At 61.0% G+C, this 22,454-nt stretch carries 35 protein-coding genes, 1 tRNA gene and 1 other RNA gene; 30 read left to right on the top strand and 7 right to left on the bottom strand.

What is annotated here, in order from left to right; all coding sequences use genetic code 11:
* Positions 1-114: 114 nt before the first annotated feature.
* Positions 115-1,245, bottom strand: a complete 1,131-nt coding sequence (locus tag ACZ5BT_RS10195) for a tyrosine-type recombinase/integrase (protein WP_464884482.1) — start codon at positions 1,243-1,245, stop codon at positions 115-117.
* Between the two features lie 214 nt (positions 1,246-1,459).
* Positions 1,460-2,410 (bottom strand): hypothetical protein, encoded by a 951-nt coding sequence (locus ACZ5BT_RS10190; RefSeq protein ID WP_464884481.1) that lies wholly within the window; start codon positions 2,408-2,410, stop codon positions 1,460-1,462.
* 76 nt (positions 2,411-2,486) lie between these two features.
* Between ACZ5BT_RS10190 and ACZ5BT_RS10185 the strand changes: the two genes are divergently transcribed.
* A complete protein-coding gene (locus ACZ5BT_RS10185) occupies positions 2,487-3,260 on the top strand; it encodes a DUF5131 family protein (protein WP_464884480.1) in 774 nt (257 codons plus the stop codon).
* Here the strand turns inward: ACZ5BT_RS10185 and tcmP are convergent.
* Both tcmP and ACZ5BT_RS10175 read right to left on the bottom strand, forming a co-directional pair.
* Complete coding sequence (gene tcmP, locus ACZ5BT_RS10180) at positions 3,207-4,367, bottom strand: three-Cys-motif partner protein TcmP (protein WP_464884479.1); 1,161 nt, start codon at positions 4,365-4,367, stop codon at positions 3,207-3,209. The two genes, ACZ5BT_RS10185 and tcmP, sit on opposite strands and share 54 nt — an antisense overlap.
* Before the next feature lie 11 nt (positions 4,368-4,378).
* The gene (locus ACZ5BT_RS10175; RefSeq protein ID WP_464884478.1) at positions 4,379-5,089 is read right to left on the bottom strand and encodes an XRE family transcriptional regulator; all 711 of its coding nucleotides are present in this window, start codon (positions 5,087-5,089) and stop codon (positions 4,379-4,381) included.
* 76 nt (positions 5,090-5,165) lie between these two features.
* Between ACZ5BT_RS10175 and ACZ5BT_RS10170 the strand changes: the two genes are divergently transcribed.
* On the top strand, positions 5,166-5,393 hold the full coding sequence (locus tag ACZ5BT_RS10170) for a helix-turn-helix domain-containing protein (RefSeq protein WP_464884477.1): 228 nt from the start codon (positions 5,166-5,168) through the stop codon (positions 5,391-5,393).
* 48 nt (positions 5,394-5,441) lie between these two features.
* On the opposite strand, the gene ACZ5BT_RS10165 is transcribed toward ACZ5BT_RS10170, so the two are convergent.
* On the bottom strand, positions 5,442-5,867 hold the full coding sequence (locus tag ACZ5BT_RS10165; protein WP_464884476.1) for a hypothetical protein: 426 nt from the start codon (positions 5,865-5,867) through the stop codon (positions 5,442-5,444).
* A gap of 71 nt (positions 5,868-5,938) precedes the next feature.
* Between ACZ5BT_RS10165 and ACZ5BT_RS10160 the strand changes: the two genes are divergently transcribed.
* From ACZ5BT_RS10160 to ACZ5BT_RS10110, 11 genes are all read left to right on the top strand, one after another.
* On the top strand, positions 5,939-6,373 hold the full coding sequence (locus tag ACZ5BT_RS10160; RefSeq protein ID WP_464884475.1) for a hypothetical protein: 435 nt from the start codon (positions 5,939-5,941) through the stop codon (positions 6,371-6,373).
* A gap of 11 nt (positions 6,374-6,384) precedes the next feature.
* Entirely contained in the window at positions 6,385-6,702 is a 318-nt protein-coding gene (locus ACZ5BT_RS10155; protein WP_464884474.1) for a hypothetical protein, read from the top strand.
* Between the two features lie 149 nt (positions 6,703-6,851).
* Positions 6,852-7,193, top strand: coding sequence for a hypothetical protein (locus ACZ5BT_RS10150; RefSeq protein ID WP_464884473.1), 342 nt, complete (start codon positions 6,852-6,854; stop codon positions 7,191-7,193).
* Between the two features lie 12 nt (positions 7,194-7,205).
* On the top strand, positions 7,206-7,505 hold the full coding sequence (locus tag ACZ5BT_RS10145; protein ID WP_464884472.1) for a hypothetical protein: 300 nt from the start codon (positions 7,206-7,208) through the stop codon (positions 7,503-7,505).
* Positions 7,502-7,858 (top strand): hypothetical protein, encoded by a 357-nt coding sequence (locus ACZ5BT_RS10140; protein WP_464884471.1) that lies wholly within the window; start codon positions 7,502-7,504, stop codon positions 7,856-7,858. The genes ACZ5BT_RS10145 and ACZ5BT_RS10140 overlap by 4 nt, the downstream gene beginning before the upstream one ends.
* A 307-nt stretch (positions 7,859-8,165) precedes the next feature.
* On the top strand, positions 8,166-8,558 hold the full coding sequence (locus ACZ5BT_RS10135) for a hypothetical protein (protein ID WP_464884470.1): 393 nt from the start codon (positions 8,166-8,168) through the stop codon (positions 8,556-8,558).
* Positions 8,515-10,287 (top strand): hypothetical protein, encoded by a 1,773-nt coding sequence (locus ACZ5BT_RS10130; protein WP_464884469.1) that lies wholly within the window; start codon positions 8,515-8,517, stop codon positions 10,285-10,287. Before ACZ5BT_RS10135 ends, ACZ5BT_RS10130 begins: the two co-directional genes overlap by 44 nt.
* A gap of 9 nt (positions 10,288-10,296) precedes the next feature.
* A complete protein-coding gene (locus ACZ5BT_RS10125) occupies positions 10,297-10,635 on the top strand; it encodes a hypothetical protein (RefSeq protein WP_464884468.1) in 339 nt (112 codons plus the stop codon).
* 190 nt (positions 10,636-10,825) lie between these two features.
* Positions 10,826-11,179 (top strand): hypothetical protein, encoded by a 354-nt coding sequence (locus ACZ5BT_RS10120; RefSeq protein ID WP_464884467.1) that lies wholly within the window; start codon positions 10,826-10,828, stop codon positions 11,177-11,179.
* Positions 11,172-12,068, top strand: a complete 897-nt coding sequence (locus ACZ5BT_RS10115; protein ID WP_464884466.1) for a DprA-like winged helix domain-containing protein — start codon at positions 11,172-11,174, stop codon at positions 12,066-12,068. Before ACZ5BT_RS10120 ends, ACZ5BT_RS10115 begins: the two co-directional genes overlap by 8 nt.
* A complete protein-coding gene (locus ACZ5BT_RS10110) occupies positions 12,068-12,514 on the top strand; it encodes a hypothetical protein (RefSeq protein WP_464884465.1) in 447 nt (148 codons plus the stop codon). The genes ACZ5BT_RS10115 and ACZ5BT_RS10110 overlap by 1 nt, the downstream gene beginning before the upstream one ends.
* A 127-nt stretch (positions 12,515-12,641) precedes the next feature.
* Here the strand turns inward: ACZ5BT_RS10110 and ACZ5BT_RS10105 are convergent, their stop codons facing one another.
* A complete protein-coding gene (locus tag ACZ5BT_RS10105; RefSeq protein ID WP_464884464.1) occupies positions 12,642-12,914 on the bottom strand; it encodes a hypothetical protein in 273 nt (90 codons plus the stop codon).
* Position 12,915: 1 nt separating this feature from the next.
* Between ACZ5BT_RS10105 and ACZ5BT_RS10100 the strand changes: the two genes are divergently transcribed.
* The 16 genes from ACZ5BT_RS10100 to ACZ5BT_RS10025 all read left to right on the top strand — a co-directional run bounded on the left by ACZ5BT_RS10100 (position 12,916) and on the right by ACZ5BT_RS10025 (position 21,474).
* Positions 12,916-13,521 (top strand): transglycosylase SLT domain-containing protein, encoded by a 606-nt coding sequence (locus tag ACZ5BT_RS10100; RefSeq protein ID WP_464884463.1) that lies wholly within the window; start codon positions 12,916-12,918, stop codon positions 13,519-13,521.
* Positions 13,522-13,698: 177 nt separating this feature from the next.
* Complete coding sequence (locus tag ACZ5BT_RS10095; RefSeq protein ID WP_464884462.1) at positions 13,699-14,376, top strand: AAA family ATPase; 678 nt, start codon at positions 13,699-13,701, stop codon at positions 14,374-14,376.
* Between the two features lie 256 nt (positions 14,377-14,632).
* A complete protein-coding gene (locus ACZ5BT_RS10090) occupies positions 14,633-14,965 on the top strand; it encodes a hypothetical protein (protein WP_464884461.1) in 333 nt (110 codons plus the stop codon).
* A 13-nt stretch (positions 14,966-14,978) separates the two neighbouring features.
* Positions 14,979-15,452: a hypothetical protein gene (locus ACZ5BT_RS10085; RefSeq protein ID WP_464884460.1), complete on the top strand. Its 474-nt coding sequence runs from the start codon at positions 14,979-14,981 to the stop codon at positions 15,450-15,452.
* Between the two features lie 89 nt (positions 15,453-15,541).
* On the top strand, positions 15,542-16,270 hold the full coding sequence (locus ACZ5BT_RS10080; RefSeq protein ID WP_464884459.1) for a hypothetical protein: 729 nt from the start codon (positions 15,542-15,544) through the stop codon (positions 16,268-16,270).
* Positions 16,270-16,536, top strand: a complete 267-nt coding sequence (locus tag ACZ5BT_RS10075) for a hypothetical protein (RefSeq protein WP_464884458.1) — start codon at positions 16,270-16,272, stop codon at positions 16,534-16,536. The genes ACZ5BT_RS10080 and ACZ5BT_RS10075 overlap by 1 nt, the downstream gene beginning before the upstream one ends.
* 10 nt (positions 16,537-16,546) lie before the next feature.
* Positions 16,547-16,888: a hypothetical protein gene (locus ACZ5BT_RS10070; RefSeq protein WP_464884457.1), complete on the top strand. Its 342-nt coding sequence runs from the start codon at positions 16,547-16,549 to the stop codon at positions 16,886-16,888.
* Positions 16,885-17,580 (top strand): hypothetical protein, encoded by a 696-nt coding sequence (locus ACZ5BT_RS10065; RefSeq protein ID WP_464884456.1) that lies wholly within the window; start codon positions 16,885-16,887, stop codon positions 17,578-17,580. The genes ACZ5BT_RS10070 and ACZ5BT_RS10065 overlap by 4 nt, the downstream gene beginning before the upstream one ends.
* Positions 17,580-17,843 (top strand): hypothetical protein, encoded by a 264-nt coding sequence (locus tag ACZ5BT_RS10060; protein WP_464884455.1) that lies wholly within the window; start codon positions 17,580-17,582, stop codon positions 17,841-17,843. Before ACZ5BT_RS10065 ends, ACZ5BT_RS10060 begins: the two co-directional genes overlap by 1 nt.
* The gene (locus ACZ5BT_RS10055; protein ID WP_464884454.1) at positions 17,833-18,018 is read left to right on the top strand and encodes a hypothetical protein; all 186 of its coding nucleotides are present in this window, start codon (positions 17,833-17,835) and stop codon (positions 18,016-18,018) included. Before ACZ5BT_RS10060 ends, ACZ5BT_RS10055 begins: the two co-directional genes overlap by 11 nt.
* A gap of 118 nt (positions 18,019-18,136) precedes the next feature.
* Positions 18,137-18,595, top strand: a complete 459-nt coding sequence (locus ACZ5BT_RS10050; protein ID WP_464884453.1) for a hypothetical protein — start codon at positions 18,137-18,139, stop codon at positions 18,593-18,595.
* Positions 18,585-18,812, top strand: coding sequence for a hypothetical protein (locus ACZ5BT_RS10045; protein ID WP_464884452.1), 228 nt, complete (start codon positions 18,585-18,587; stop codon positions 18,810-18,812). Before ACZ5BT_RS10050 ends, ACZ5BT_RS10045 begins: the two co-directional genes overlap by 11 nt.
* 2 nt (positions 18,813-18,814) lie before the next feature.
* Complete coding sequence (locus ACZ5BT_RS10040) at positions 18,815-19,270, top strand: hypothetical protein (protein WP_464884451.1); 456 nt, start codon at positions 18,815-18,817, stop codon at positions 19,268-19,270.
* Positions 19,271-19,281: 11 nt separating this feature from the next.
* A complete protein-coding gene (locus tag ACZ5BT_RS10035) occupies positions 19,282-19,413 on the top strand; it encodes a hypothetical protein (RefSeq protein WP_464884450.1) in 132 nt (43 codons plus the stop codon).
* Positions 19,410-20,375 (top strand): hypothetical protein, encoded by a 966-nt coding sequence (locus tag ACZ5BT_RS10030; protein ID WP_464884449.1) that lies wholly within the window; start codon positions 19,410-19,412, stop codon positions 20,373-20,375. The genes ACZ5BT_RS10035 and ACZ5BT_RS10030 overlap by 4 nt, the downstream gene beginning before the upstream one ends.
* The gene (locus ACZ5BT_RS10025; protein WP_464884448.1) at positions 20,362-21,474 is read left to right on the top strand and encodes a hypothetical protein; all 1,113 of its coding nucleotides are present in this window, start codon (positions 20,362-20,364) and stop codon (positions 21,472-21,474) included. The genes ACZ5BT_RS10030 and ACZ5BT_RS10025 overlap by 14 nt, the downstream gene beginning before the upstream one ends.
* A 336-nt stretch (positions 21,475-21,810) precedes the next feature.
* On the opposite strand, the gene ACZ5BT_RS10020 is transcribed toward ACZ5BT_RS10025, so the two are convergent.
* Positions 21,811-21,887: transfer RNA gene (locus tag ACZ5BT_RS10020), tRNA-Val, on the bottom strand.
* Positions 21,888-21,976: 89 nt separating this feature from the next.
* Here ACZ5BT_RS10020 and rnpB point away from each other — a divergent pair.
* Positions 21,977-22,347: RNase P RNA component class A (gene rnpB, locus ACZ5BT_RS10015), an RNA gene on the top strand.
* Positions 22,348-22,454 lie beyond the last annotated feature (107 nt).

Here is a 22,454-nt window from a genome sequence, read left to right as displayed (position 1 = left end):
CGCTTGTAAGGCCGACTCTTGTGCTCAAGGAGTCCTACAGCAAATCGCGACCTGTATCGTTCTAGACGCGCTTTTCTCCACTTCTCCCACAGCACAAAAGCAAGTTTCTCTCCCCTATTCACGTGCAACTTTAGGGGTAGTTAAGGGGTAGCGTTCTTTGGAATGAATCTCACGCATTGCCTTTCGAAGATCCTCTTCGGAGACTCGGGTGTAGTAGGCCAGGGCGGTGTTCAGGTTTCGGTGCCCGGCGAGGACGGCGGCAAGCTTGGGGTTCCTAGTCTCGCGGATCACCCGAGTGATGAAGGTGCTTCTCAAGTCATGCAGGCGAATTCCTTCCACTTCCGCCTTCTTGAGGATCCGAACCCAGGCGCGGCGGAAGTTGTCGGGATTGATCGGCGTCCCGCGCTCACTCGGGAACACCAAGCCATCCGGGTGGTAGAGCCCTTCGGCCATGAGCGAAACGCGGTGTTCGAGTAGCACATCGACGACATCCGGGAGAAGTGGGAGGTCGCGAATCGAACCTGAGGTCTTCGTGGCGCCAATCTCAGCCCGGCCCCTGGCAAGCGTGTTTTTCACCACCGCGCGGCGGATGCGTAAGGTGGCTGTCTCGAAATCAACGTCCGGCCACATGAGCCCAAGGAGCTCGCCGCGGCGGAGTCCAAGGGCGGCAGCCAGGTAAATCGCTGCATAGTATCGCGTTCCCCGGGCGGCGGCGAGAATGCGGTCGAGTTCCTCTACCATGACTTCACGGCCGACTTCACGCGGCTCCACTTTAGGCAGGACGGCCTCGCTCGCCGGATTCGCCTTGAGCCGTCCGTAGCGCACCGCCCGACGAAGAGCCTGCTTCAGAAAGTTGTGGACGTGCTGGATCACCGAGCGGCTATAGCCCTTGCGGGCGAGCTCCCGGTAGAAGGCTTCGATCCGCTCGGTGGTGAGCTCCCCGAGGCGTGCCCCACCCATATAGGCGGTGATTTTCTTGATGTAGTTCCGATAGTTGGCGAGGGAGTTCGGGCGCCTGCCTTCGTCCTCCAAAAACTCTAGATGGGCCCAAAGCCACTCCTCCAGAGTCGGGCCGGCCTCATCCTGTAACTCCCCAAGGGCATGGGCTAGCGCAAGACGTCGCCGTTTTTCTTCGGCCCGCCGCTGGTTCGCCCGGTTCCTCGGACCAGGCGAGTACCACGAGCGTCGCTTCCCCCCTACCGTGAGCCGGATCTCGTAGACACCCAGATCGGCGCGCCACCGCACAGAGCCTTGCCCCTTGCTACGTCTTGACATCGATCATTCCCCTAGAACTTGAGATAAAAAGAACAGAACAGCGGATACCCCCTGCAGGCGGGATCGGTCTCAAATCTTGACATGACTCATATGCTTTAGTAAATTCTAGATAGGGACTTGCGCAGGACGCCTCCGGGCCTCCTGCGTAAAGTACTTTTTGGACCCCAAAAGCGTTTCTCATTTCTCAACCCTCCAGGTACCCGAGGAGATCAAGAACCTTGCCCAAATCGGCTTCTGGCTCAAAGGTCAAGAGATGCAAACTAGCTAGGCGATAGCGGAATAATTCGCGGTCATTCAGTTGGCGTTGATCAAGCGTTCCAACATCCTCCTGCGCCCCGAGGAATAGGTTTCCCCCACCTATCACCTGGGGCGCTACCAGATCTTCAAACCATTTCGAAATCTTTGGGCGGGGTGTCCGGCAGTATCTTCGTTCCAATAAGTAGTTCCCTAGTACGTACCCAGCAAAATCAGCGATCGATAGGAGAAGGCTAGTCCGCTTAGCCTTCGCTGAGGGTGCATCAAGAAGCCTCTGAAGATAACCGACCTGCCGCGACCCGGTATAGACCGACGAAAGTGACAGGGCCTTATCTATTTCAGGCCGCTCCTCCTCAAATATGACGTACCCAAACGCATCCATAGCACGCAGCTGACTATCCACCCATTCAAGCAGTGTCAAAAAAGCGAATTGGCGGAATCCCCTGAACCTTTTTACCCGCTCTGGGTTTTTGCCAGTTTTCATCAACGCCTTCCGTGCAATCTTAAGAAACGAGTCCTTGTCAAAACTTACTGAGGCGTAAAGGACACCCGCATTTCGTGCGGCATCCAATACCTGTTCAAAAATGTCAAACGCCTCATCAGGCTCTAGCGTCTTCCCGGTCGGAGGTTTACGGTAGTAGCCGCTTCGCTGGTAGATCTCTACCGCGTGTAAGTGCGGTGGCCCTTTTAGACCCACCCTTGAAGCAAGCCTATTCGCAACCTCTAACAGCTGTCGCTCAAGCCAAATCCAGCGGCTGTCAGCCGGAACAAAGGCCGCTTGAAGGTGATAAATAGGCTGCTTTGGCGTGTCCAGCTTGTCTCCCGTATTCCCAAACTCATCAACGTAGATGAGAAAAGCCGGTGAATTTGTACTAGCCATCTCTCTCTCCTCTTAGCGCGAGATGGGTTCTCACGTGTAAACCACTGCGCAGCAATAGTGGTAGACTCTTACCTATATGGCAAGCACGCGCACGTCTATCGAGTGGACGGAGAAGACGTGGAACCCGACGACGGGCTGCACCAAAGTGAGCGCGGGCTGCAAGTATTGCTACGCCGAGCGCATCACGAAGCGCTTTCCGAACCACTTCCCCAACGGGTTTCGCTTTACCCTTCACCCCGAACGGTTGAACGAACCTCGGCGGTGGAAGAAGCCGAGCTTGATCTTCGTCAACTCCATGAGCGACCTCTTCCACGAGGAAATGCCCCTCGACTTTCTGAAGCAGGTCTTCCAGATCATGCGCGAGACCCCGTGGCATATCTACCAGGTGCTCACCAAACGGCACGAGCGATTGGTGGAGGTTGCCCCGGAACTGGAGCCCTGGCCAGAGAATGTCTGGATCGGAGTTTCGGTCGAGAATGCCAGCTATAAGCACCGGATCGACTACCTCCGCCGGACCCCCGCTGCTGTGCGCTTCATTTCGTTTGAACCGCTGATCGGCCCTATCGGCGAAGTGGACCTCACCGACATTCACTGGATCATCGTCGGCGGGGAATCGGGGCCGAAGCGCCGACCAATCCGCGAGGCGTGGGTTATCGAGCTTAGGGACCAGGCACTTGAGCAGGGTGTGGCGTTCTTTTTCAAGCAGTGGGGTGGGTACACGCCGAAGGCTGGGGGGCGGGAACTGGATGGCAAAGAGTGGAATGAAATGCCCCAGGCTTTGGAGAAACATATCGCATCACTCCGTAAGGGGATCGGGCAAACGCAGGGTTTCGCCCTTTTCGGGATATAGGTGCGTGACACTTCTCCGCTTTGGCTGATTCTCTGGTCGCTCAATTAGCACGAACCCTTTTTTTGAGAGAGATATTACGGTGGCTTCGAAGTCTCTCCATCTCACGTCCATGAACTCTTCTCGACGCCACAAAGCGGCAGCGACGTCGAGTACTGGTATTGCGTCATTTAGCCTTTCAGCCAAGAAATTCAAGATTGCTTCTTCAGCCGTGGGGACAGGCTTTGAGTCAGGCAGCTTAAGCCCAAGGCCCTTTTCCTTAACCTCCTTCACCGCTGCGTCTCTTTTAGTGGCCCCAGCCGCCTTCACAGCCCTGTCAATTTCCAGCCTTGCCTTGGGATGGTGACTTACGTGTATGAGGTGGTATAGGCCCCCTTCCTTGGTCGTCTCAACGCGGAAGGGAAAGACAAAGGTATCAAGATGCCGTTGAAGTCTATGGCTCAATTCCTCAGCATAGACACGCACCAGGCAGTTCTGATTAGGTTCTTTCTCGAAAAAACAATGCAGCCAGGCAGAATTCCCGAAGACGGAATTGAGTGCTTCCGATTTAGAGCCATCACTTAAAAAACGCGCCATGTGCTGGCTCATGAAAGTAATGAACAGCTCTCTGTGCCTTGCCTTTCCCAACTCGGAAATTAATCGCATCGGAATGTCCTTGTATCCGAAGGGGTCAATGAAGATGAACGTCGGACAAGCCTTGGGTTTGCACCTTCTTTCCAGTTCTTTAAGAACGTCACTAATGTGTTCTTGAAATGTCCCGCATTTAATGATGGGCAGCCCAAGCTTAAGCTCCTTAGCTAGACTCCGAGCAGCATGTTGCAGAGCTAGGCAATTGTCACGGTCCGCTTCGATAAAGGCGAAAGAGACGGGAGCCTTCAATGCACCCTTGCGTTGGAGATCTGCGACCAGCTCCATGGCCAGAAGTGGTGATCCTTTAGAGCCGTCGTCAAAGCAACCACGTCCGGCAAATCCGTCTACGTATATGAAGCCAGGAGCCTTCCCCCCTAGGATCTTCCAAAAGGCGGGGAGATACTTCTCTAGGACCGCATGTTTAAGCTCAGTCTCCACGTAGCCCTTCTTCCAAAACTTCCTCGGCTGCCTACGAGACATTCAACGCCCCCTCACCGCACCTCCTGGTAGCTCACCTTCCCGTACACCTGCCCCACGATCTTGGCCACGTTTTCGATGGGGATACTCTCACCCTCGGGGTTGTCGGACATCAGCCAGTAGCGGTCGCCGATCTTGCGTAGGCGCTTGACGGTGTAACCGTCGCCCACGAGCTCGACAAGGAAGACCTTGCCCGGGATCGGGTCGGTAAGGCTCGTATCCACGAGCACCCAGTCACCGTCTTTAATCGCGTCCTCGCCGCCGTCGTCCATGCTGTCGCCATCGACCTGGAAGGCCATCGTGTTGGGCCGCGTCAGCTCTTTTTGTACCGGGATCGCATACTCCATAGGCTTGCCACCGTTTGCCGCGCCCACGACGGGCACCATGACCAGCCCGCCGGGAATCACAGGATGTCCCCTAAACGTTTCTCCTTCCCCCTCCTCTTCCTTCCTATGTGCCATCCCCGGCAGCTCCAGGCCGGTGGCCTCGGCGAACTCTTCGGGAGTCCACTCGAGGGCGCGCAACAAGGCAAACAAGCGTTCAGCTTTTAAAGACAAAGGGTTTACTTTCCCGCGTTCAAGGTCGGAGACGGTGCGTTGAGCCAGTAGGTCTCTTGTCCTTGCTGCAACCTCTTCTTGTGTAAGGCCGAGCAGTTTTCGCCTTTCATGAATAGCGATAGCCCACCTCGGCCCATTCTCTTTTACCAACACACCGCTAGCGTACATACGCTTAGCATCTGATGCTATCCGTTGACCGCTAGTGATACTTGACTTGATAGCGATGGATCACTAGGCTGAAGGTATGACCGAGCTGAGGTTTCTAACGACCGATGAGGTTGCCATGCTCACGCGACGCTCGCGCGACACCGTGCGACGTTGGATTAGGGAAGGGCGCCTCCGTGCGGTCAAGGTAGGCGGAAGACTCCTCGTGCCGGAGTCTTCTTTTTTGGCGATGATTAGCGGTGAGTCGCTAGCGGTAGAAGAGTCGTCGGGTCATGTCAGCCCCGGCGGGGGGAAGGAGGAGAAGTGACGTGGAAGCGGTCCATCGCACTTGGCAGAGGGGTTTGCAAGAGTCGCCCTACCGGGAAGCGCCTTCTTGCTCAGTTAAGAGCCGTAGAAGCCGACGGCGGAGTTCGACTCGTTGTTCTCGCCTTTCCTCGAAGGGGGCCAGCGAATGAGTGGTGTCTGCGTCATCAAAAAGTTCAGTAAGGAGCCTGTGCGCTTCCACTTCAGCGATCTCCGCAAGCTCTTCTTCATCGAACCCGGCCATGCGAAGCCGGGCATGGTCCACAAACACATCGTGGGCGATTTTCCTCAAGTCGCCATCAGGTATTTCTTGCTTCCGCTTCTTGAGTCCGTGCCTAAGCACGGCATTTCGGACGGCCAGGGACATGACTTCCGTCGTCAGAACCGCAATGACGTCCTCGTAATAGTCCATTCGCTGTTCCATCAGGAAAATCATGGCTTCAAGATCGGCAAGACGCTTTTCCAGTTTCTTGCTCATGGCAAGAGCTTATCCGCTGTCAGCGTTCTCTGGCGGCGGATTCGACCCGGCGGGGGGAAGGGGGAGAAGTGATGCCTGGAGCCGACATTGGCTGGACCTTGAAACGTACGGTTGGGCCTTTGGATGTCGAGGTGTACATCAGGTCTATTCCGGGAGCGGATCCGTGGGAGGTCGCGCGGGACGCTATCACCGTCCGCGACGCGATGCGTGCGGCGCTGGAAGCCCTGACAGTCCCGGCCAAGGTAAGCGCTCACGTGCCGGATGCCTCTCCTGTGTCGGAGGGCGGGGACACTGAGTTTTCACTGGTCGAACGCCTTGGCAAGTTAACCGTCAGCATCGTTGTGTCGTTCAAGGCGGAAAATCGTCGCCTTCCGGCGGCGGAGGATCTGGCTGCTCTCCGGGTTCGGATTCGGTCCCTATCGAAAGTCCTGGAATACCTGCGCCCCCGCTTTGATCGGATTCCACCTCCGGAAGATCTCCATCCAGCCCTGGGGAGTGATGACTGATGCGAGCCCAAATGCCTTGTCAAACTGTCGAGGATCTCATCAGAGCCGAGGAAGCCGCGAGGAAGAAGCTAGACAGCCTGTACAACGACCCCGAGCTTCTTGACGCGCTCGCGCGCGATCCAGACCCGGAGTTTCACGCGCTGGTTGACCGCCAGCGTAAAGAGGCGACGGCTGAATGGAAACGCGTGCGCCTGGCCCTGGAAAGGATCACGCGCCTGCCCCTCGACTGGGAGAGGGGGGGGCGGGAATGGAGGCGCGATGAACGACGTGCGCATGCAGACCCCGATCTCATGGCGCAACTTGATCTCCTGCCCGATCTGCGGCGGTAGCGGCTTGTTGCCCACTCCGACGATGACTAACGCGGCGAACACGTGCCCAATGTGCCTTGGCGCGGGGCGCGTGTGGATCTTGGTCCGTCAAGTCAAGTTGGACCGGCTTGCCTTCGAGGTTTTGGGTCCTGCCGAGGGAGGTCAGACAAATGCCTGAACGCGTAATCGTCCTAACCGAGGAACAACTGGAGCAGGTCCTGGCCGCAGCGTTGCGCCCGATCGAGGCCAGGCTTGAGCAGCTCCTTTTGAAGATCCGCATGCAGGAGGCCAAGGCCAACGCGAAAGCGCTTGGCTTCCGGGATGCAGCCCGCTACCTCGAACTGCCCGAGGCCGAGATCCGACGCGCGTACCAGGCCGGGCTACTGCGCGAACGCATTCGCAGGGGCCCGCGCGGCAAGATCCTCTTCGACAAATCCGAACTCGATCGCTTCTACGCCGAACATTACGGCGAAACAGCTGCTGGCCGCTCTCGCACGAAGAGCGTGGTCTGAAGGGAGGAGAGCATGTGGGTACATGTCGGAAATCTCGTGATTAATCTAAATCAGACCAGCCACCTTGAAGTCGAGGAGTACGACAATTACGCGTACCTCATGGCCTATTTGGCGACATCGAACCCCGGGGGGCAGCATTGGGTGCGCATCGCCGAAGGGCACCCCGATGAAATGTACGCGCTCCTCGGCGGAATCCTGGGCAACCTGCAGGCGGGTGTCGCCGTCCTCGACCTCGACCGCTGGCGCATGAACCGAGAACGCGTACTGCGTCAAATGCAGGCCGGCGCCGAGATGGAGGGGGTGAGCCCATGACTCTGGGCCTGTCCATCATCCCAGACCCCCGCCCGGGCCGCCCGGCTTACGACGCGGTGATCCTCCAGGGGCACGATGTTATTGACAAGCGCCGCTTCGAGGACCGGGCGCAAGCCGAGCGCTGGGCTCGACGCCGGATCTTCGAACTCTTCCCTCAGCTCCTCACCCTGAAGGAACGGATTGAGTCCGCAGGGTACACCGTCCGCACAGAGCCGGCGCCCCGCGACGGTGAAACAGGGTGGTACGCCATTGCCAAGGCTTACGGCAAGACCGTAGGGGTCGGCTACGGCGAGACCGAAGACGCCGCCCTCAGAGACCTTGCCGGTGAGCTCGGCCTGGAGGTGCCCCGGTGAGCGGCTGGGATTGGCTTGCGGTCACTGTGGCCTTACTCGCTGTTTCCGCCGCCATCGGTTACGCCGTCCAGAGCTCGCTCGTGGAGGCCTTTCAGAAGGGGTACAAACAAGGGCACGAAGAAGGCTTCTCCAAAGGCGTTTTCGAAGCATCACACGGGGTACGAGCACACAGTACGGAAAATCCACAAAGCACAGTACGCACAGCACACAAAAAGGCCGAGGGAGACGAGAAGAAGGGCCCCTCGGCCTAGACGCACTGCACGGAGTGGCGTTCTGCACAGTGTACAGACCACATCACGAGGTGAGGATGAAAACGTTAGCGCGAGGACCGATCAGGATCACAAAACCCCTGGCCAAGCTCCCGTCCGATGAGGCCGAAACGGTTGCCAAAGCGCTCTTCGCCCTTCGGCGTGTGGTGGCCGAACGCGCCCGGCGCGGAGACCGCCACTGGGCGCCCCTGGAGCTCCTTGGCACCGGCCAACGAATCGCCATCCGGGCTCGCCCGGGCCCCTTCGGCCTGCTTACCGAGGCCCTGCTTTGGGGCAAGGCCCCTCGCCCGACCCGGGATGACGCCGAGGCCCTGGCTGAGCTGCTCGGCCTCCGTTACTACGTCGTCGACTGGCTGTTCTTCACCTGGTACGTCAAGGAGGCGTCCTATGCCGCCGGAAGCAAGCCCGGAGTGGCTCCCGCGACTGCTTGAGGGGCTCGGCTACAGGGTGCCGCGCCATGTGCGGCCCCTGGATGCCAGGCTCGATCGCTACGGCGACGCTCGCTACACCTTCGAAGTGGACTATGGCAGCGGCCCAAGGCGGATCGAGCTCCTTGAGGAGGATCTGGGCTCCCTCTTGTGGAAGGTCGAGTCCCCGCGTCCCGACCCCATGGACGACCCCGAGCTCGCCCGGCTCACCCCGAGCCGGGGTGCCTTCGGCGAAACGTGGGCGAAGAGCGCCCACCCCGTCGTTGCTCGGATTGAGAAGCGGACGGCGCTTCGCCGGGCGGCGTCCTGGTACCGCCCGGCGGAGGCCCCGGCCTGGCTCAGGGAGCGCTTAGCTGAGGTGGAGGGTGGTCCGGGCTTGTCAAATGGTGCAAATCACGCCGCTACTGTGGGGGAGGCATTTCTTCATGACCCCACAGTATGGCTGACCGCCACGCTAGAACACCGTCCCGGGACCTTACACTTAAAGATCGCGGGCCGGCTAACGCCCGCCCCCACTAAAGCCCGGCGCGGAGAGATCCGCCGGATTACCGCCGGCTCGATGCGGCGCTTGGCGGCCGTCACTCGCGAGTTCGAGGCCCAGGGGAAGGTGCCCGAGTTCATGGTCACCGCGACCTACCCCAGTGACTGGCAAGGGGCACTTGGCGCCGACAGAGCCTTCCTTGCTTCTTACCAGTCAGCCCTGAAGGAACTCGAACGATGGTCCAAGCTCTGGGCCTCGGTGAAAAAGCAGTACCGGCAGACCGGGCGCATGCCCCAAAGTCATCGCCTCATCGAAGCGAGTTACCACGAAGCGCTCAGCACAGTCGCTCGCATGGCCAAGGAGTTGCTTCGAAAGCTCCCTGACGGCAGCCTGGTCAAGCGGCATCTGGACGCATTTTTGAAAAGGTTCGACCGTCGCTTCGGCCACAAAGTGCTCGCTGAGGTGCCCGACCGCGAAGCCGCCGAGGCCCTCGCCGAGCACTACCAGGAAGAGGGGGACTACCCTCTCGTCAAGGTCCGAAAGCGGAAGAAAGGAGGTTTTGAGGTGATCGCCGTTTTGTACCGAGTGCTCTGGTGGCTCGAGTTTCAACGGAGGGGTGCTCCGCATCTGCACTTCATGTTCTTCGACGTGGTAGACATCGACCTCGATGAGGTTCGCAGCTGGGCCGGCCAGGCGTGGGCCGGCGTGGTTTGGGGGCTTAGGAGTCTCAGCCGGTACCTCTCCGCAGAAGTGGGCCAGGCCTATGACACGCTAAGGACGCTCTGGGGCAAGGAAGCGGGCGAGGCTTTTTTCGCCGAGTGGCTCCGCGCCAAGGGCCTCGACTTCGAGGTGTGGAAGCACCTGCGGGCCGGGACCAGGGTCGAACGCATGAGAAAAGAGCACTGGGGCTATGTGAACAAGGAGGTAGTGGGCGGCGCCGCGAAGGCATATCAACGCCGGGTCCCGAGGCTCTACCGAAATGTCGGTCGCTGGTGGGGATACCGCAACTACCGGCGGCAGAAGCCTAAGCGGCTGGAGATCCCCATGAGCGACCCGCGGGCGGTCGGGCTGTTGCTCGACGCCCTAAAGCACGCCGCTGAGTTAATTCCAAAACCGGCGTTCAAGTTCAAGCAAAAGTTCGAGCGAGGCCTCCAGGCCATCGCCCAGGGCGAACCATATGCCTACTTCTCCCTCTGGGGCGAAGCCGGGGGAATCGCTCTCGCCAAGGTAGAAGCGGCTCTCACGGCATAAGGAGGGAACATGTCAGTAGCAAAACGGAACAAAAAGACCGTACGCCCCCGCTGGTATCGGCGAGGCGAAATGATCTACAACGGGCTCATCCGCAAGCGCGATCCCCTTTCTCTCGCTGACCTCACGAACGAAGAGCGCCTGGCCCTGATCTTCGGCCAAAAGAAGGGTGTGCGGGAGCTCCTTGAGTACGCGGAGGGGGAACTCCTGAACTTGGTGGGGAAAGACGTGCGGGAACTGGAGACCATCCCCGGCGTCGGCCCGGCTCTCGCAGCAAAAACGGCAGCGTTGCTCTACCAGTTCGGCCTCTTTTTGCAACGGCTCCAAGCCCGGGAGGTAGGGGAATACTGAGTAATCAGCACAGTGTATACGTACAGTACGCTAGACTTCCCCCTTCGGAAGCGGAAAGCATAAGTCGATGCTATTGCGCGCCGGACGACAGTACCGCTTCAATGTGCTCGACCCTCAGCGGGGGCAATGGCCCCCAGGCTGGCAAAGTCGCGTTGCCTCTGCCCTTGCCCGCCTCGGCTATGGAGGAACGTTGATATGGTTGCGCGATCCGGTGCCCTGGTGGACCGTGTTGCCCTCCACGAAGTGCGGGGGCGACGCGGTCGTCGTGTGGCTTGATGTGGAAGTGCGGCGCCAGGACCTCGACACCGCCCTGCTGGAAGCGGCACTCAACGCGGCGATCGGGTGCATGGAGCTCGGCCAGGTGGGAGAGCGGCCAGACACTCCGCCCGACCACGCAACTGACCCTAGGCCCGCGACCGGGGGCCCCCGCTGGTGGCGGGCGCTCTTAATCGGCGGGGCCATCTACTTGGGCATGTCGGTCCTGGCCACCGCCGCCAACGCGGGCGCGGCTGTTCGGCGCCTCGTGGGAGGGAAACGTGCTTAGCGGAGATCTTGCGCGAGTCTACAACGCCCTAAAGCGGCGTGGCCGTGCGACGCTGCCCGACGATCTGGCCGCCGATACCGGCCTCCCCGCTGCCAAAGTGCTCGGCTTGCTCACCCAGCTCGAACTCAGGGGCCTGGTCGAATCGGCCGGCGGCCGGTATCGGGCGGCAGCAAAGCCAAAGCAAGCCGCGAGGCCCAGGGCCAAGACAAAGGCAAGGGCCAAGACCAGGGAAAAAGGGGCTTCGAAGCCGGTCAAATCCCGCCGCGTGTGCCACGTGCTGTGGTTCGACGCTCGCGGCCGATTTACTAGCCCGCCAAAGGACCACCGCGAGCAAAAAAAGCCGCGGATCGTTAAGAGATCCCTGCTCCAGGACGTTGACGGCAATGGGCAAGCCGTAATTACTCAGGCGGGCTATCGCGTGTTATCTGTGCGCTTTGTGCCCCCGCGAGACATACGCCAGGCCCTGGCCGATGCCCGGCGCCGGGGAGACACTCTCTACATAGAGTCCTATCGCAAGTGGAAAGAGGCCGTCGAGGCAGACCTGGCTCAGCAGGCCCAGAAAGAACTCGACCGCCAGCGCGCCCGCGAAGAGGCGCGGGCCCTCGAATCGGCCTACAGATCCGAAAAGGCCAGGATGGCGGCGAAGACCCGGGCGAAGCGCCGTGGAGCCCTCACCGACGAAGACCGGCTCAAGGCCCGGGCCCTCGCCGACTCCCTCGGCGTGCGGATCGAGTCCGCCAGGCTCGAACTGGCCGCCACGCGCAAGGGCACGAAGAAAGCGGAAAGAATCAAGCGGCGCATTGCTCGTTGGAGCAAGGCCCGGCAACAGCTACTCAAGATCGCCGCGGGCAAGGCATATCGCTGGCCGAGCAAGTCGGAGGTCCGTTGATGTCGAAGATCGAGATCCCAGGCCTACCGTCAGAGGACAAGCCCCTGACCCTCGACCCCGTTGACACCCCTTCGGAGGAGTCTAAATACGAGGCGCCGGGGACTTTGATCGAGGAGCTCGACCCGGTACTAGAAGCGGCGACTCTATCCCAACCGGAGATTCCTCCAGAACCACAGGATGAACGGCAAAAAAACGATCCACCCACCACGGATGCCCTGGACTCCACCAACACCACCCCTTCTCTTTTCGCCCCCCGGAAGCAGGCCCCGGCCGGCATCATCGCCGCCGGGATCGTGGCCATCTTGGGGGGCTTGGCCGCAGTGATCTTAGGAGGAGGAAAACATGGAAGAAGCCAAGGAACAACTCCCCAACCCGCTGGAGGAGGCGGATCTACCCCCGGCCCCCTCGGAGACGACTACTACGCCCGGCTCTTCGGACTCAAGTGAAGGCCCAGAGTTCTCCCCGCTTGAAGCCGAGCCCCCGACCCATGAACCCGAGTTCGAGCCCTTGCCCGGCCCCGAGCCCGCGGAGGTCGAACCCTTCACTGGCGAGGAGATCGCGCGGGGGGTGGCCTTAGCCGCAGTCGTCGGCCTGCGCTTCAAAACACCAGAAGAGGCCGAGGCCTTTGAGCGCTCCTTCGTGGCCGCGGTCCCGATCATGCCCACACCCGCCATCCTCGATGCCCTTGGCGTTGGCGAAGCCCTTGCGTCCTACGGTATCCACAAAGGCATGGTCGCCGGCCCCGACGCCTTCACAGCGCTCCCACCTTGGCTCCGGTTGATCCTCGGTGCTGGTTATCTTGCCTTCGCGGTCTACTCCGGTGTCCGGCCGGCGAAGGAGGTGCATGGTGCGACTAAAACCGAAGGCCAGGCCCCTACTCATGTTCCTGGCGCTCACCCTGCCGGGGCTGGCCTGGGCGAGGAGGTACTTCGTGGACCTTTCGAAACTGCCGGCGCGCTGTGAACCCTATCGGGAGGCCTTCGCTACTGCACTTCGTGCCTACCCGGTGCCCCCGGAGCTCCTGATGGCCCTCGTTATCCAGGAATCCGGCTGCGACCCCTTGGCCAGGCGGCATGAGCCGCGCTTCCAAGCGGCGTACGTAACCGGAAACCCCCGCTGGGACGCGGCCCGGGCCCTGGGATGGACCGACGAAGCCTTGGCGACCTCGTGGGGACTCACCCAGATTTTGGGCGCCACGGCCTGGTCCCTCGGCTGGCATTATCCGCCGGACGCCGAAGGCGGGGTCACCGAGCCCGCGGCGAACCTGCGGCTTGGGGCCAAGTACCTGCGGATGCAGCTCAAACGCTACGGCAATGTGTACGAGGCCCTGCTCGCCTATAACGGCGGTCACGGAGCGGTCCTCGCCTACCGGTCGGGCCAGTGCTACAACTGCGACTACGCTGAGCGGATCCTCGATCTCAAGCGCCGGATCGAAGGGGGTGCGCTGGCTTGATGACGGTCTTTCCTTTTGCCGTTGCCATCTTTGGGCTCTATAACACCGCCGTGGTCTACTGGGAGCTCAGAAAGCCAGGGTCCAAAGTCTGCCCCAAGTGTGCCTACACACGGATGGTGTTGGGGACGGCCCTCGCGGCTTGGGGTGCCTACGAGGGGCTCAGCCCCTGGAGGTGACATGGCGGGGAGACAAACGTTCCGCATTTTGATCATTGGCAAGACAGGCTCCGGCAAAAGCACGCTTGCCAAGGCCATCTTGCGCCGAATGGAAGGCCGATACAAAAAGCTCGTGATCGTGAACCGTAAACGCGAGTTCGCTGAGTTCGCCGAGCGGGGATTCTCGGTCGGCGAAGCGGGCGACCCTGAGCCGGCCTTAGCGAAATACGACAGAGTCCTTTTTCACGTGACCGGCTACGATCCCAGGCCCTTCCTTGACGCTCTTGGCCAGGCCATCATGCGCCGCCGCGACGTCCTCCTCGTGGTCGACGAAGCCCACCAGTTCTTCGAACGGGCGCGTGTTCCTAAAGGACTTTTCGAAGTGCTCACTGGGGGCAGGGAAGCAGGGCACAATTCCATTTTCATTACCCAGATGCTTAGGGGATCAATCGGGGGGATCGACCCCGGCGTCCGGCGCCAGGCATCCCACCTCGTTGCCTTTCGCCTCACCGAACCGAATGAGGTCGCCGCCCTCACCGAGCAGTTCCCCGAGCTCGGCGAGCAAGTTCGCACCCTTAAGCGCCCTGAAAACGGCCTGCCCCCCGAGTACGGGGTCAAGGACCTCGACCGCGAGCGCGCGGGCTTGGTCCTCAGGGACCCCGCCGACCCTCGGCGGCGGCGGTGGGTGGAGCTGTCATGAGAATTTGTTGGGACACGTGGAACATCGGGCACATCGCGAGGCATGGGTCCGCAAGGTGGAAGTTGAAGAGGTGCTGCGGGACCCACGCCGCTACGGAGCCCCGTCCCGCACGGGGCTCTTTTTACATTCCGTACAGTACGTACATACTGTACGCGTCGGTAGTTTTCCGTACAGTACGCTTTACAAGGCCATCCTCATGGTCTAAGCCTGTGACCATGAGGAGGTCCATGTGGCGAGAAAATCCTTAGTGCTACCGATGCCGAACGTCGGGTCGGCGCAGATGGCCTTTTCAAAGGCCCTGGGTGAGCTTGTCCAGGTCGAAACCGCGGCTCTCGTCGGCGGGGTCCTCGCCGAGCCCGTCATGGAAAAAGCCGCCTTCTCCAGCGCCCGGCAAATCTTCGGGAACTCCGGCGAGGGGCTTTCCGATCAAGAGCGCTTGGCACGTCAGCTCTTGCGGGTTGCCCTGGGGCTCCTCGGGGGTTATCTGGCCGCAACAGGCAAAAAGGTGGAAGTTCGGGCTCTTGGCACGGGGCTCATGGCAGAGGCCACCGTGAGCCTCCTAAAGGGATTCGGCCTCGCCATCGTTTGAAGGAGGTATCGAGATGCAGCATGTCGCAGGAGTGCGCAAGGAAATCATCACCAAGTCGAACCCCAACTTCGGAGTGCTTGGCACTGGGGTTGCTAACCGGAAAATCGCCGTCGCGAACTACAAGGTCCCGGCCAATACTGCAGTCATGCTGGAAAACGGCGCCCAGCTCGTCATGAAACTGGCCGATGCCTCGGGAAACGAAATCAGCCGCGACTCGTACGTTTACCTCTACAAAAAACAGTCGGGCTTTGACGGCGAACAGTTCATCGCGAAGATTCCCTACTCGACCTTCTTCGACCTCGCCGTAGGCGATCAGCGAAACGAGCGCTACAAGGACTCTACGCGCGTAAACTTTGCCATCGCGAAGCCGGCGGTTTTCTTCGGTCCGGATGACGAGCTCCAAATCTGGGTCGAGTCCGCGGACGTGGTCGACATGAATAACGCCGCGAGCCTCTTCGAGCTTGAAGTCAAGGTCAAACAGGTTTAGGAGGCGTGATGATGCGCATCTTCGGAAAACGGCCGCCTTCCCCTCCTGCGGGCCCAGGGCGAAATGCCCCTGCACTGCCCCCGCACGCCGTGCAGCGAGCTTTGATCGATACGCGGGACTTCGAGGCAGGCGAACCCTGGCGGGCTGACGCGGACGTTATCATCGCCCGCTTCCGGGTCCCTGAGGACGCCGCATTCCTCATCGGCTCGCAGGCAAGGATGGAGCTCTACCTGCGCAATCAGGCGACGAGTGCAGGCTACGACAACTCTACCGGGGGCTCCGCCTATACCCTCACCGTCAACACGCCCGGGATTGTTCAGACCAAAATGCCGTCTCCCGCGTTGCCATCCGACCGACATCCCGAAGTCATCGCCTACGCCGACAAGGGGTCGGGTTTCGAGCTCGTCCCCGTCCAAGGGATCGATTACAACGCCGGAACTGTTTCCCTCTCTGTCCCTGCCGGTGAAACCTGGACTGCGGTCGAGGTTTACTACATCGGCTCCCAGGGCGAGCTTCGCATCTACGTGGTCCGCGAAGGCGGGGGCATTAAGGACTGGATCCCCATCCACAACAACTCCTTCGCCGCAATTCACACGCTCGATCAAGCCTCCGCTGAGGAACGTCTCGTGATGGGGAACCCTGCAGGTTTGGTCGAGGGATTCCACCTCGCGCTCCAGGTCCGGACCCCTTACCCGCTGGTCTGGAACGATAGGGCACGCCATTACGTCAAGATCGAAGCCGCGGCGGTTCGTGTTCCTGGTGCCGATAAAGACCAGCTCCGGCGGGTCCTGCATCTGCTTGCAACTGGAGGTCTGTGATGAACACCTACACCACCCAGGACACCGGCCAGTACGGATACGACTGGATGAACGCGGCCCACGACCTTAACCGGCTCCTGGGGGAGTTTTTGCCGACCCTGCAGGAGTACGGCGATGCCTTCGGCTTTCTGCCGCAGAAACCCGAACCTCAGACCGTTACCGTACAACCCGAGCCGAAGGCCTGGTACGAGGATCTGCCCCCCTGGGTTTGGGGTATCGGGGCCGCGGTAGGAACAGTCCTGATCCTCAAGCTCCTGGAGGGATAGGAGGCAGGGCGTGGAACCGATCTCGGCGGTCCTGGGACTGCTCGGCGGAGTTTTCAACTACCTCGGAGTGGACCGGCAGGCCTCCGCCGCCGAGGCCATTGCTCGTGAGAGAAGCGCGACCGCTCGGGCCTGGTACGACACACTGACCCAGGGATGGCTAAGCCAGGAACGCGTGAATGAAATCCGAGCCTGGTTCGGGCGCGACGTGGCCTGGACCGAAGGCGACGTCCAACGGACCCGCATCTTCTACAACTACCAGGCCCTGGCAACTGCAAGGGGCACGCTGATTGCGCTTGCTGGTGCATCGCTGATCGGTTTCGCCCTCTACCTCGCTACGAAGGAGGAGTCATGAAAAGCTGGTTCCTGATCCCCGTCGGGGCCGGTGCGGTGCTCCTCGGTTACGGGCTCCTGAAGGGAGGCCCGGTCCCTAAGGCCCTCACGCCCCTTAAAACGGCGCCAGTTGATCCTCAGACCTTACCCAAGCACGACCCCGGCGTCATCCCCGGGCAAACCCAGGGCCAGGCACCCGAGCAACCAGAGGCTCCCACGTACTGTCAACTGCTCACTGCCTACCGGCAAGATCTCCGACGCTACAAGACCCAGCAGGATGACGCAAAACGCCGGATGGACGAGGCCCTCCGTGAAGCGCAGCAGGTTTGCGACGAGTTTGCCTGGAACGCTTCCTGGCGCTATCGCTACGAAGGATTCCTTGGATCGAACGGCTGGACCGATTTCTCCAAAGCGAAGTCGAAGGCCTTAAAAACGAGCTGCGTCGAGTACGTGAAAGGCGTGGTCACTAAACCAGGAACGCCCAGCATTCCCAAGCCGCCCACCCGGGGTGCTTACTGGTACGACGGCTCTTACACCGGGGTAGCGAACAAGATCCGCGCTCTCCAGCAACAGGTCGAGGACGCCCGTGCAGCCCTGCCCGGCCTGAGGCAAAAGTACGCCCAGGCCAAGGCCGACTTCGACAAAGCAAAGGCCAAAGTGGCCGAGCTGACGAAGAGGATCAGTGACCTCGAGGCCCAGGGGGTGTTCTGCTGATGAACGACTTCCTCCAACTCCTCGCGTCTCTTGACATCGGCAAGGCCAGTTTTCTGGCGTTCACCCTTCTGGTCATTTGGCGAGAACAGGAGGCGGTACGAGTCCTGCGCAAAATCGAGCGCCACGTTGCTGAGAGTAAGTACCTCATCCAGGAGACCAGAACCTTGATCCACCAGAACACTAGGGCGCTTGAGATCTTCGCCGGGGTCCTTCGGCGAAGGGGCATCGAGGTCCGAAAGGAGGAGCTGACTCATGACGCTTAAGCTCTTAAAACTGCTCGTTTTTGCAGCCGGCGCCTACGTGGTCGCGGACTGGGTAATGAGCCGGCGCAATCCCGCCCCGCGTAGCGCTGAGCCGCCGCCCCAGTACCCAACCGACCCCTTTTACTGCTACGAGAACCCAGACGATCCGCTGTGCAAGGACTTCGTGGGCATATGAAGCGCTACGCCACGGCAGCCGCTGTCGCCTTGCTTGCCTTAGCTCTCTGGCGCTGGCACACCAAGCGCCCCGTGAGCGAGGCCTATCGGCGAGCGGTGGCGAGTCTAGGAGGTGATCGATGGACGTTCGAGATCTGATTCCGCCCAGCCAAGTGTGGCTGATTTGGCTGATCCAGGCCGCCCTCACCGTGGGGGTAGTCATGTTGGCGGTTAACTTCCTCGCCGGGGTCGTCGCGATGGTCCCCGGCGTAGGACCCGTGCTCGCTCAAGTGCTCCGGATCATCGGGGGTCAGTACCAAAAATGGCTGACTGAACATGTACCCAAAGCAGCCGAGCAGGCCGTCCTTGCTGTCGAAGAGAAATATCGCTCTGCCGAAGACCTCCCACCCGAGGAGCGTGCCCGCCGCAAAATGGAAGAGGCCCTCAAGCTCCTGGACACGCTGGCTCCCGGCCTCGACCGCGAGACCGCAAAGCGGATGATTGAGGCCGCCCTTGCCAGGATTCGCCCTCAGTACGAACAGAAAGCCGCCTTGACCCCGTCCCCGAGCACGAAAGGAGGTGGGGTCGATGCCCGCTGACAAGCTCCGCCCCAAGCGTGAGTTTAAACGGGGATTCTGGTGGACCCTCGGCTCGGTCTTTGCCTATGCCTTGCTGGGGGCAGGAACCTACCTGGCCCTCGCATATCTGCGCCAGGAGAGCGAGAGCCCCGCAGCAAGTGGCACCATGCTACTCGGCGAAATCGACCAAGGCGGCGGCTGTGCAACCGGGGCCTGCCCTGAGGTTTGGGCGAGGTGACCATGCTGGGAATCGACATTCAAGGACAACTTACAAAACTGCTCTCCTCACCCGAGGTCCGGCGTGTAATGGGATGGCTGCAGGCGAAGCTCGATCGAATTACGGACGCGCTTACCGCGCAAGAACGGATGCTCGCTTATGAGCATGGCCTGCCGGTGCGCAACGTGCCCCCGCATGATCCCCGCCGTCTTCCTTTTGTCCAGCGTGCCGAGGGGGCAACGAACGTTCGGTTCAACATCTCCCCCGCACTGGGCAAGCCGGTAACGCGGGGACACGTCATCAACTACGGGGACACCAAGGCCCTACTCGCGTTCATCAAGTCCAACAACGGCGCCGAGGAGCGGGTCGAGTACTTGCTGCTACCCGGCACGACCCTAGACTTCACCTTCTTCTTCGATGCCCTCGAAATCCAGGACGCCGGCGACGGCCCCGTGAGCGTCCAGGTCCTCGCGCAATAGAGGAGGCCTCCATGCGCCGATATCACGGCTGGCTCTTCTACCTTGGCACCGCGCTCGGCATGCTCTGGCTCCTTGGCAAGGCAATGGAGGCGGCAAAGGAGGCCTTTGCCCATCCCCGCTATAAGGAGGTGCCCGAGCCGTGAAACTCCGCCCCCTGATCGGCCGCCGAGGCGGCGACTACGCCCCGGAGCTCGCCCTGGCCCCGGGGCCCGCGGCCATCGGCGACGTGGGCGACGGGAGCTTCCTCGCGGCCTACGGCTACGCTTGGCTCGCCGAGCTCGACAAGGACGCTAAGGCTCTACGGCTCTTCCAGGCCCAGGCCGGCGCGCCTTGGCGCCGAGACGCCGACCCCACGGGCGCCGACTGGGTCGAGGTGCAAGCGCCGCCCCTCCAACATCCCGTGAACGAGATCCGTCACTTGGCCCTAGCGTTTGACAACGCGGGCTACCCCGTCGTGGCCTACGAACGCTCCGGCGAGCTCTGGCTCATCGCCTGGGACTCGACCACCACCAAGTACCAGACCCTGGGCCCCTACCCCGGCGTGGACCCGGTGCTCATCGCCGAGGCCGAGGCCCGTTACGACCTGGAGGCCTCCGACCTCGCGGGCGCCGACGTGGTGCTGCTCTACCTGAGTCCCGACCGCCTCGCCGTCAACATGCGGCTCGCCTCGCAGGGATTTGCGACCGAGACCATCGTCGAGACCCTCACCGAGCCCGCCTACCTCGACCAACTCGTCGCCCTGCCCTGGCAGCTGGAGGCCCTGGGCAGCCTGGCCAGCGATCCCAAGGGGCATGGCCTTGTACTGCGCTCGGACCTCTACCCGATCCGCATGCGGGATAGCCTTGACCCCGTGTCCTTTTCGGGCCCGGCGCCTGATCCCAACCCCCCAATCATCTACGTCACCACCGGCAATGTTGGCAACTACGTCCCCGTCAACACCGATCAGCTGGACCCCGTGTCCTTTTCAGGCCCGGCGCCTGATCCCAACCCCCCAATCATCTACGTCACCACCGGCAATGTTGGCAACTACGTCCCCGTCAACACCGATCAGCTGGACCCCGTGTCCTTTTCGGGACCATCTGGAGGTAGCTATGACCCAGCCTAATATTTGGACCCCCAGCCCTGACAATAACCTCGCCGCTCTCGCCCGCCGTATCCGCATCCGCCCGCGCATCCCTCCACGCGCCCGCGTGGGGATCCACTACGAGCCCCAGTATCTGCACTGGCGGGTAGTCAATCCTGATGGCAGCATTGCTCAAGAGGGCGAGCAACACAATCTGCTCCTCGACGTGTACAAGTCACTGGTGGGCGCCTATGGCATCATCGGCGCCGATGCATACGCATATGGCAAGGCATATGGACTGGCTGGCTATGCCGTGGTTGGCTCCGGGAGCTCTCCCCCTGCGCCGAGCCAAACGGGCCTTGATAATGAGATCGCACGGATAGGCCCCACCAATAGCCGCAATCTCGCCGGCATAAGTATCGTTTCTGATGGAGTCTACGATCTGCACTATATCCGTGAGTATCCCGCTGGCACTTTTAACGACGCTCCTTTGACTGAGTGGGGATTCTCGCCGTCGGGCACCCCCGGGGACCCCCTAATGAGCCGCGAGCTATTCAGGGACGCGAGCGGCTCCCCGACTACCGTCATCGTCTCGTCGAGCCAAAAGCTACAAATGCACTACTACGTGCGGATTACGTTGCAGCCGACGACCCCCCAACCTGCAAGCATCTCCATATCCGGCATCGGCACGCTGACGGGGCAAGGATTGCTGCAGAGATGGGCCCTCGACCCTGCATATGCCTCTGGGCCGTTGACGTTTGCGGACAACTTTGCAAGGGCCATAGCCAGCTCAATAATCCACAACGAGGGACCATACCAATATAGAACAGGCATTAACGCCCAAATAGGAGTATTAAATCAGGCCACCGATCTAACGTTTGACTCTTCCATCTCATCGCCGTCGCGCTCGACCAAAACCCCAGGCTACAACTCGGCATCGGCAAACGGCCGGCCGACGATCCCGGTCATATTCAACGCGACCGAAGCGGTAAGTACGATCTACGGGTTTCTAATCGGGTTATACGATCCTGGGTACTACACGCTGTTCGCACGATACGTATTCCTGCTTGACGCCGGACAGGAGTTCACCAAAGACAACGCCCACACCCTGACCATCGACAGCTTCACCCTGACCTGGTAGGAGGCCATCATGCCCACTTTTGCCTCCAGACCCTACGTCTCACCGCCCACGGACCCAGTCCCCGCAGTCCAGGCCGTGATCGCCCCCGCGGCTGGCAAGGCCTACTCGCACGCCGGCGGGGGCACCGCTAGGGGCTCTACCGCGACGTACATCGCCCTCCGGGCCTACCTCTGGTACGGCCGCGGGGGGTGGACGACCCTCAACCGGGGTCGCCGCGGCATACGTCGCACGTACCACGGCAACGAGGACGGGCTCCAAATCCAACGATGATGCATAAGGGGTAGTTACGGGGTAGTAATCAAGGGCCGGGGTAGTTCCTCCGGCCCTTGATTATCGTGGTGGGCGGTACTGGACTTGAACCAGTGACCTCCCGCTTGTAAGGCGGGCGCTCTGGCCAGCTGAGCTAACCGCCCGCGCACCGATAGCTTACGGGAGGCCGGGGCCTTCATACAAGACACGACCCGAGGGTGACAGATTCCGACCTCGGCGCTAAAATGGGGGTTTGGAAGGGGGCACGGTCGCGCCCCTCGAGTGAGGGGTGAGGAAAGTCCGGGCACCGGAGGGCAGGGTGCCAGGTAACGCCTGGGCGCCGTAAGGCGACGGAAAGTGCCACAGAAAACAGACCGCCGATCCGCCTTCCCTCGCCGGGAAGGGTCACGGAGGCAAGGGTGAAACGGTGGGGTAAGAGCCCACCAGCACCTCGGGAAACCGAGGTGGCTCGGTAAACCCCACCCGGTGCAAGGCCAGGAATCGGGGAGAGCTGGACCCGGCTCGCTCGAACCCGAAGGAAAGGCCGCTTGAGGCCGGCGGCGACGCCGGTCCCAGATAGATGACCGTGCACGACAGAACCCGGCTTACACCCCTTCCCAAGGCGGGCCATTTGGCCCGCCTTGATCGTGCCTTGACCTTTTAGGTGGGAAAAGGTGGGAAGCTTCCCCGCTATAGTGGGAAGATGTGGTAGGCTTATGGGTAAGGGAGGG

The sequence above is a fragment of the Vulcanithermus mediatlanticus genome (assembly GCF_055385885.1).
Note: the sequence above shows the minus strand (reverse complement) of the source record. Positions and strands in the feature narration are given on the sequence as shown.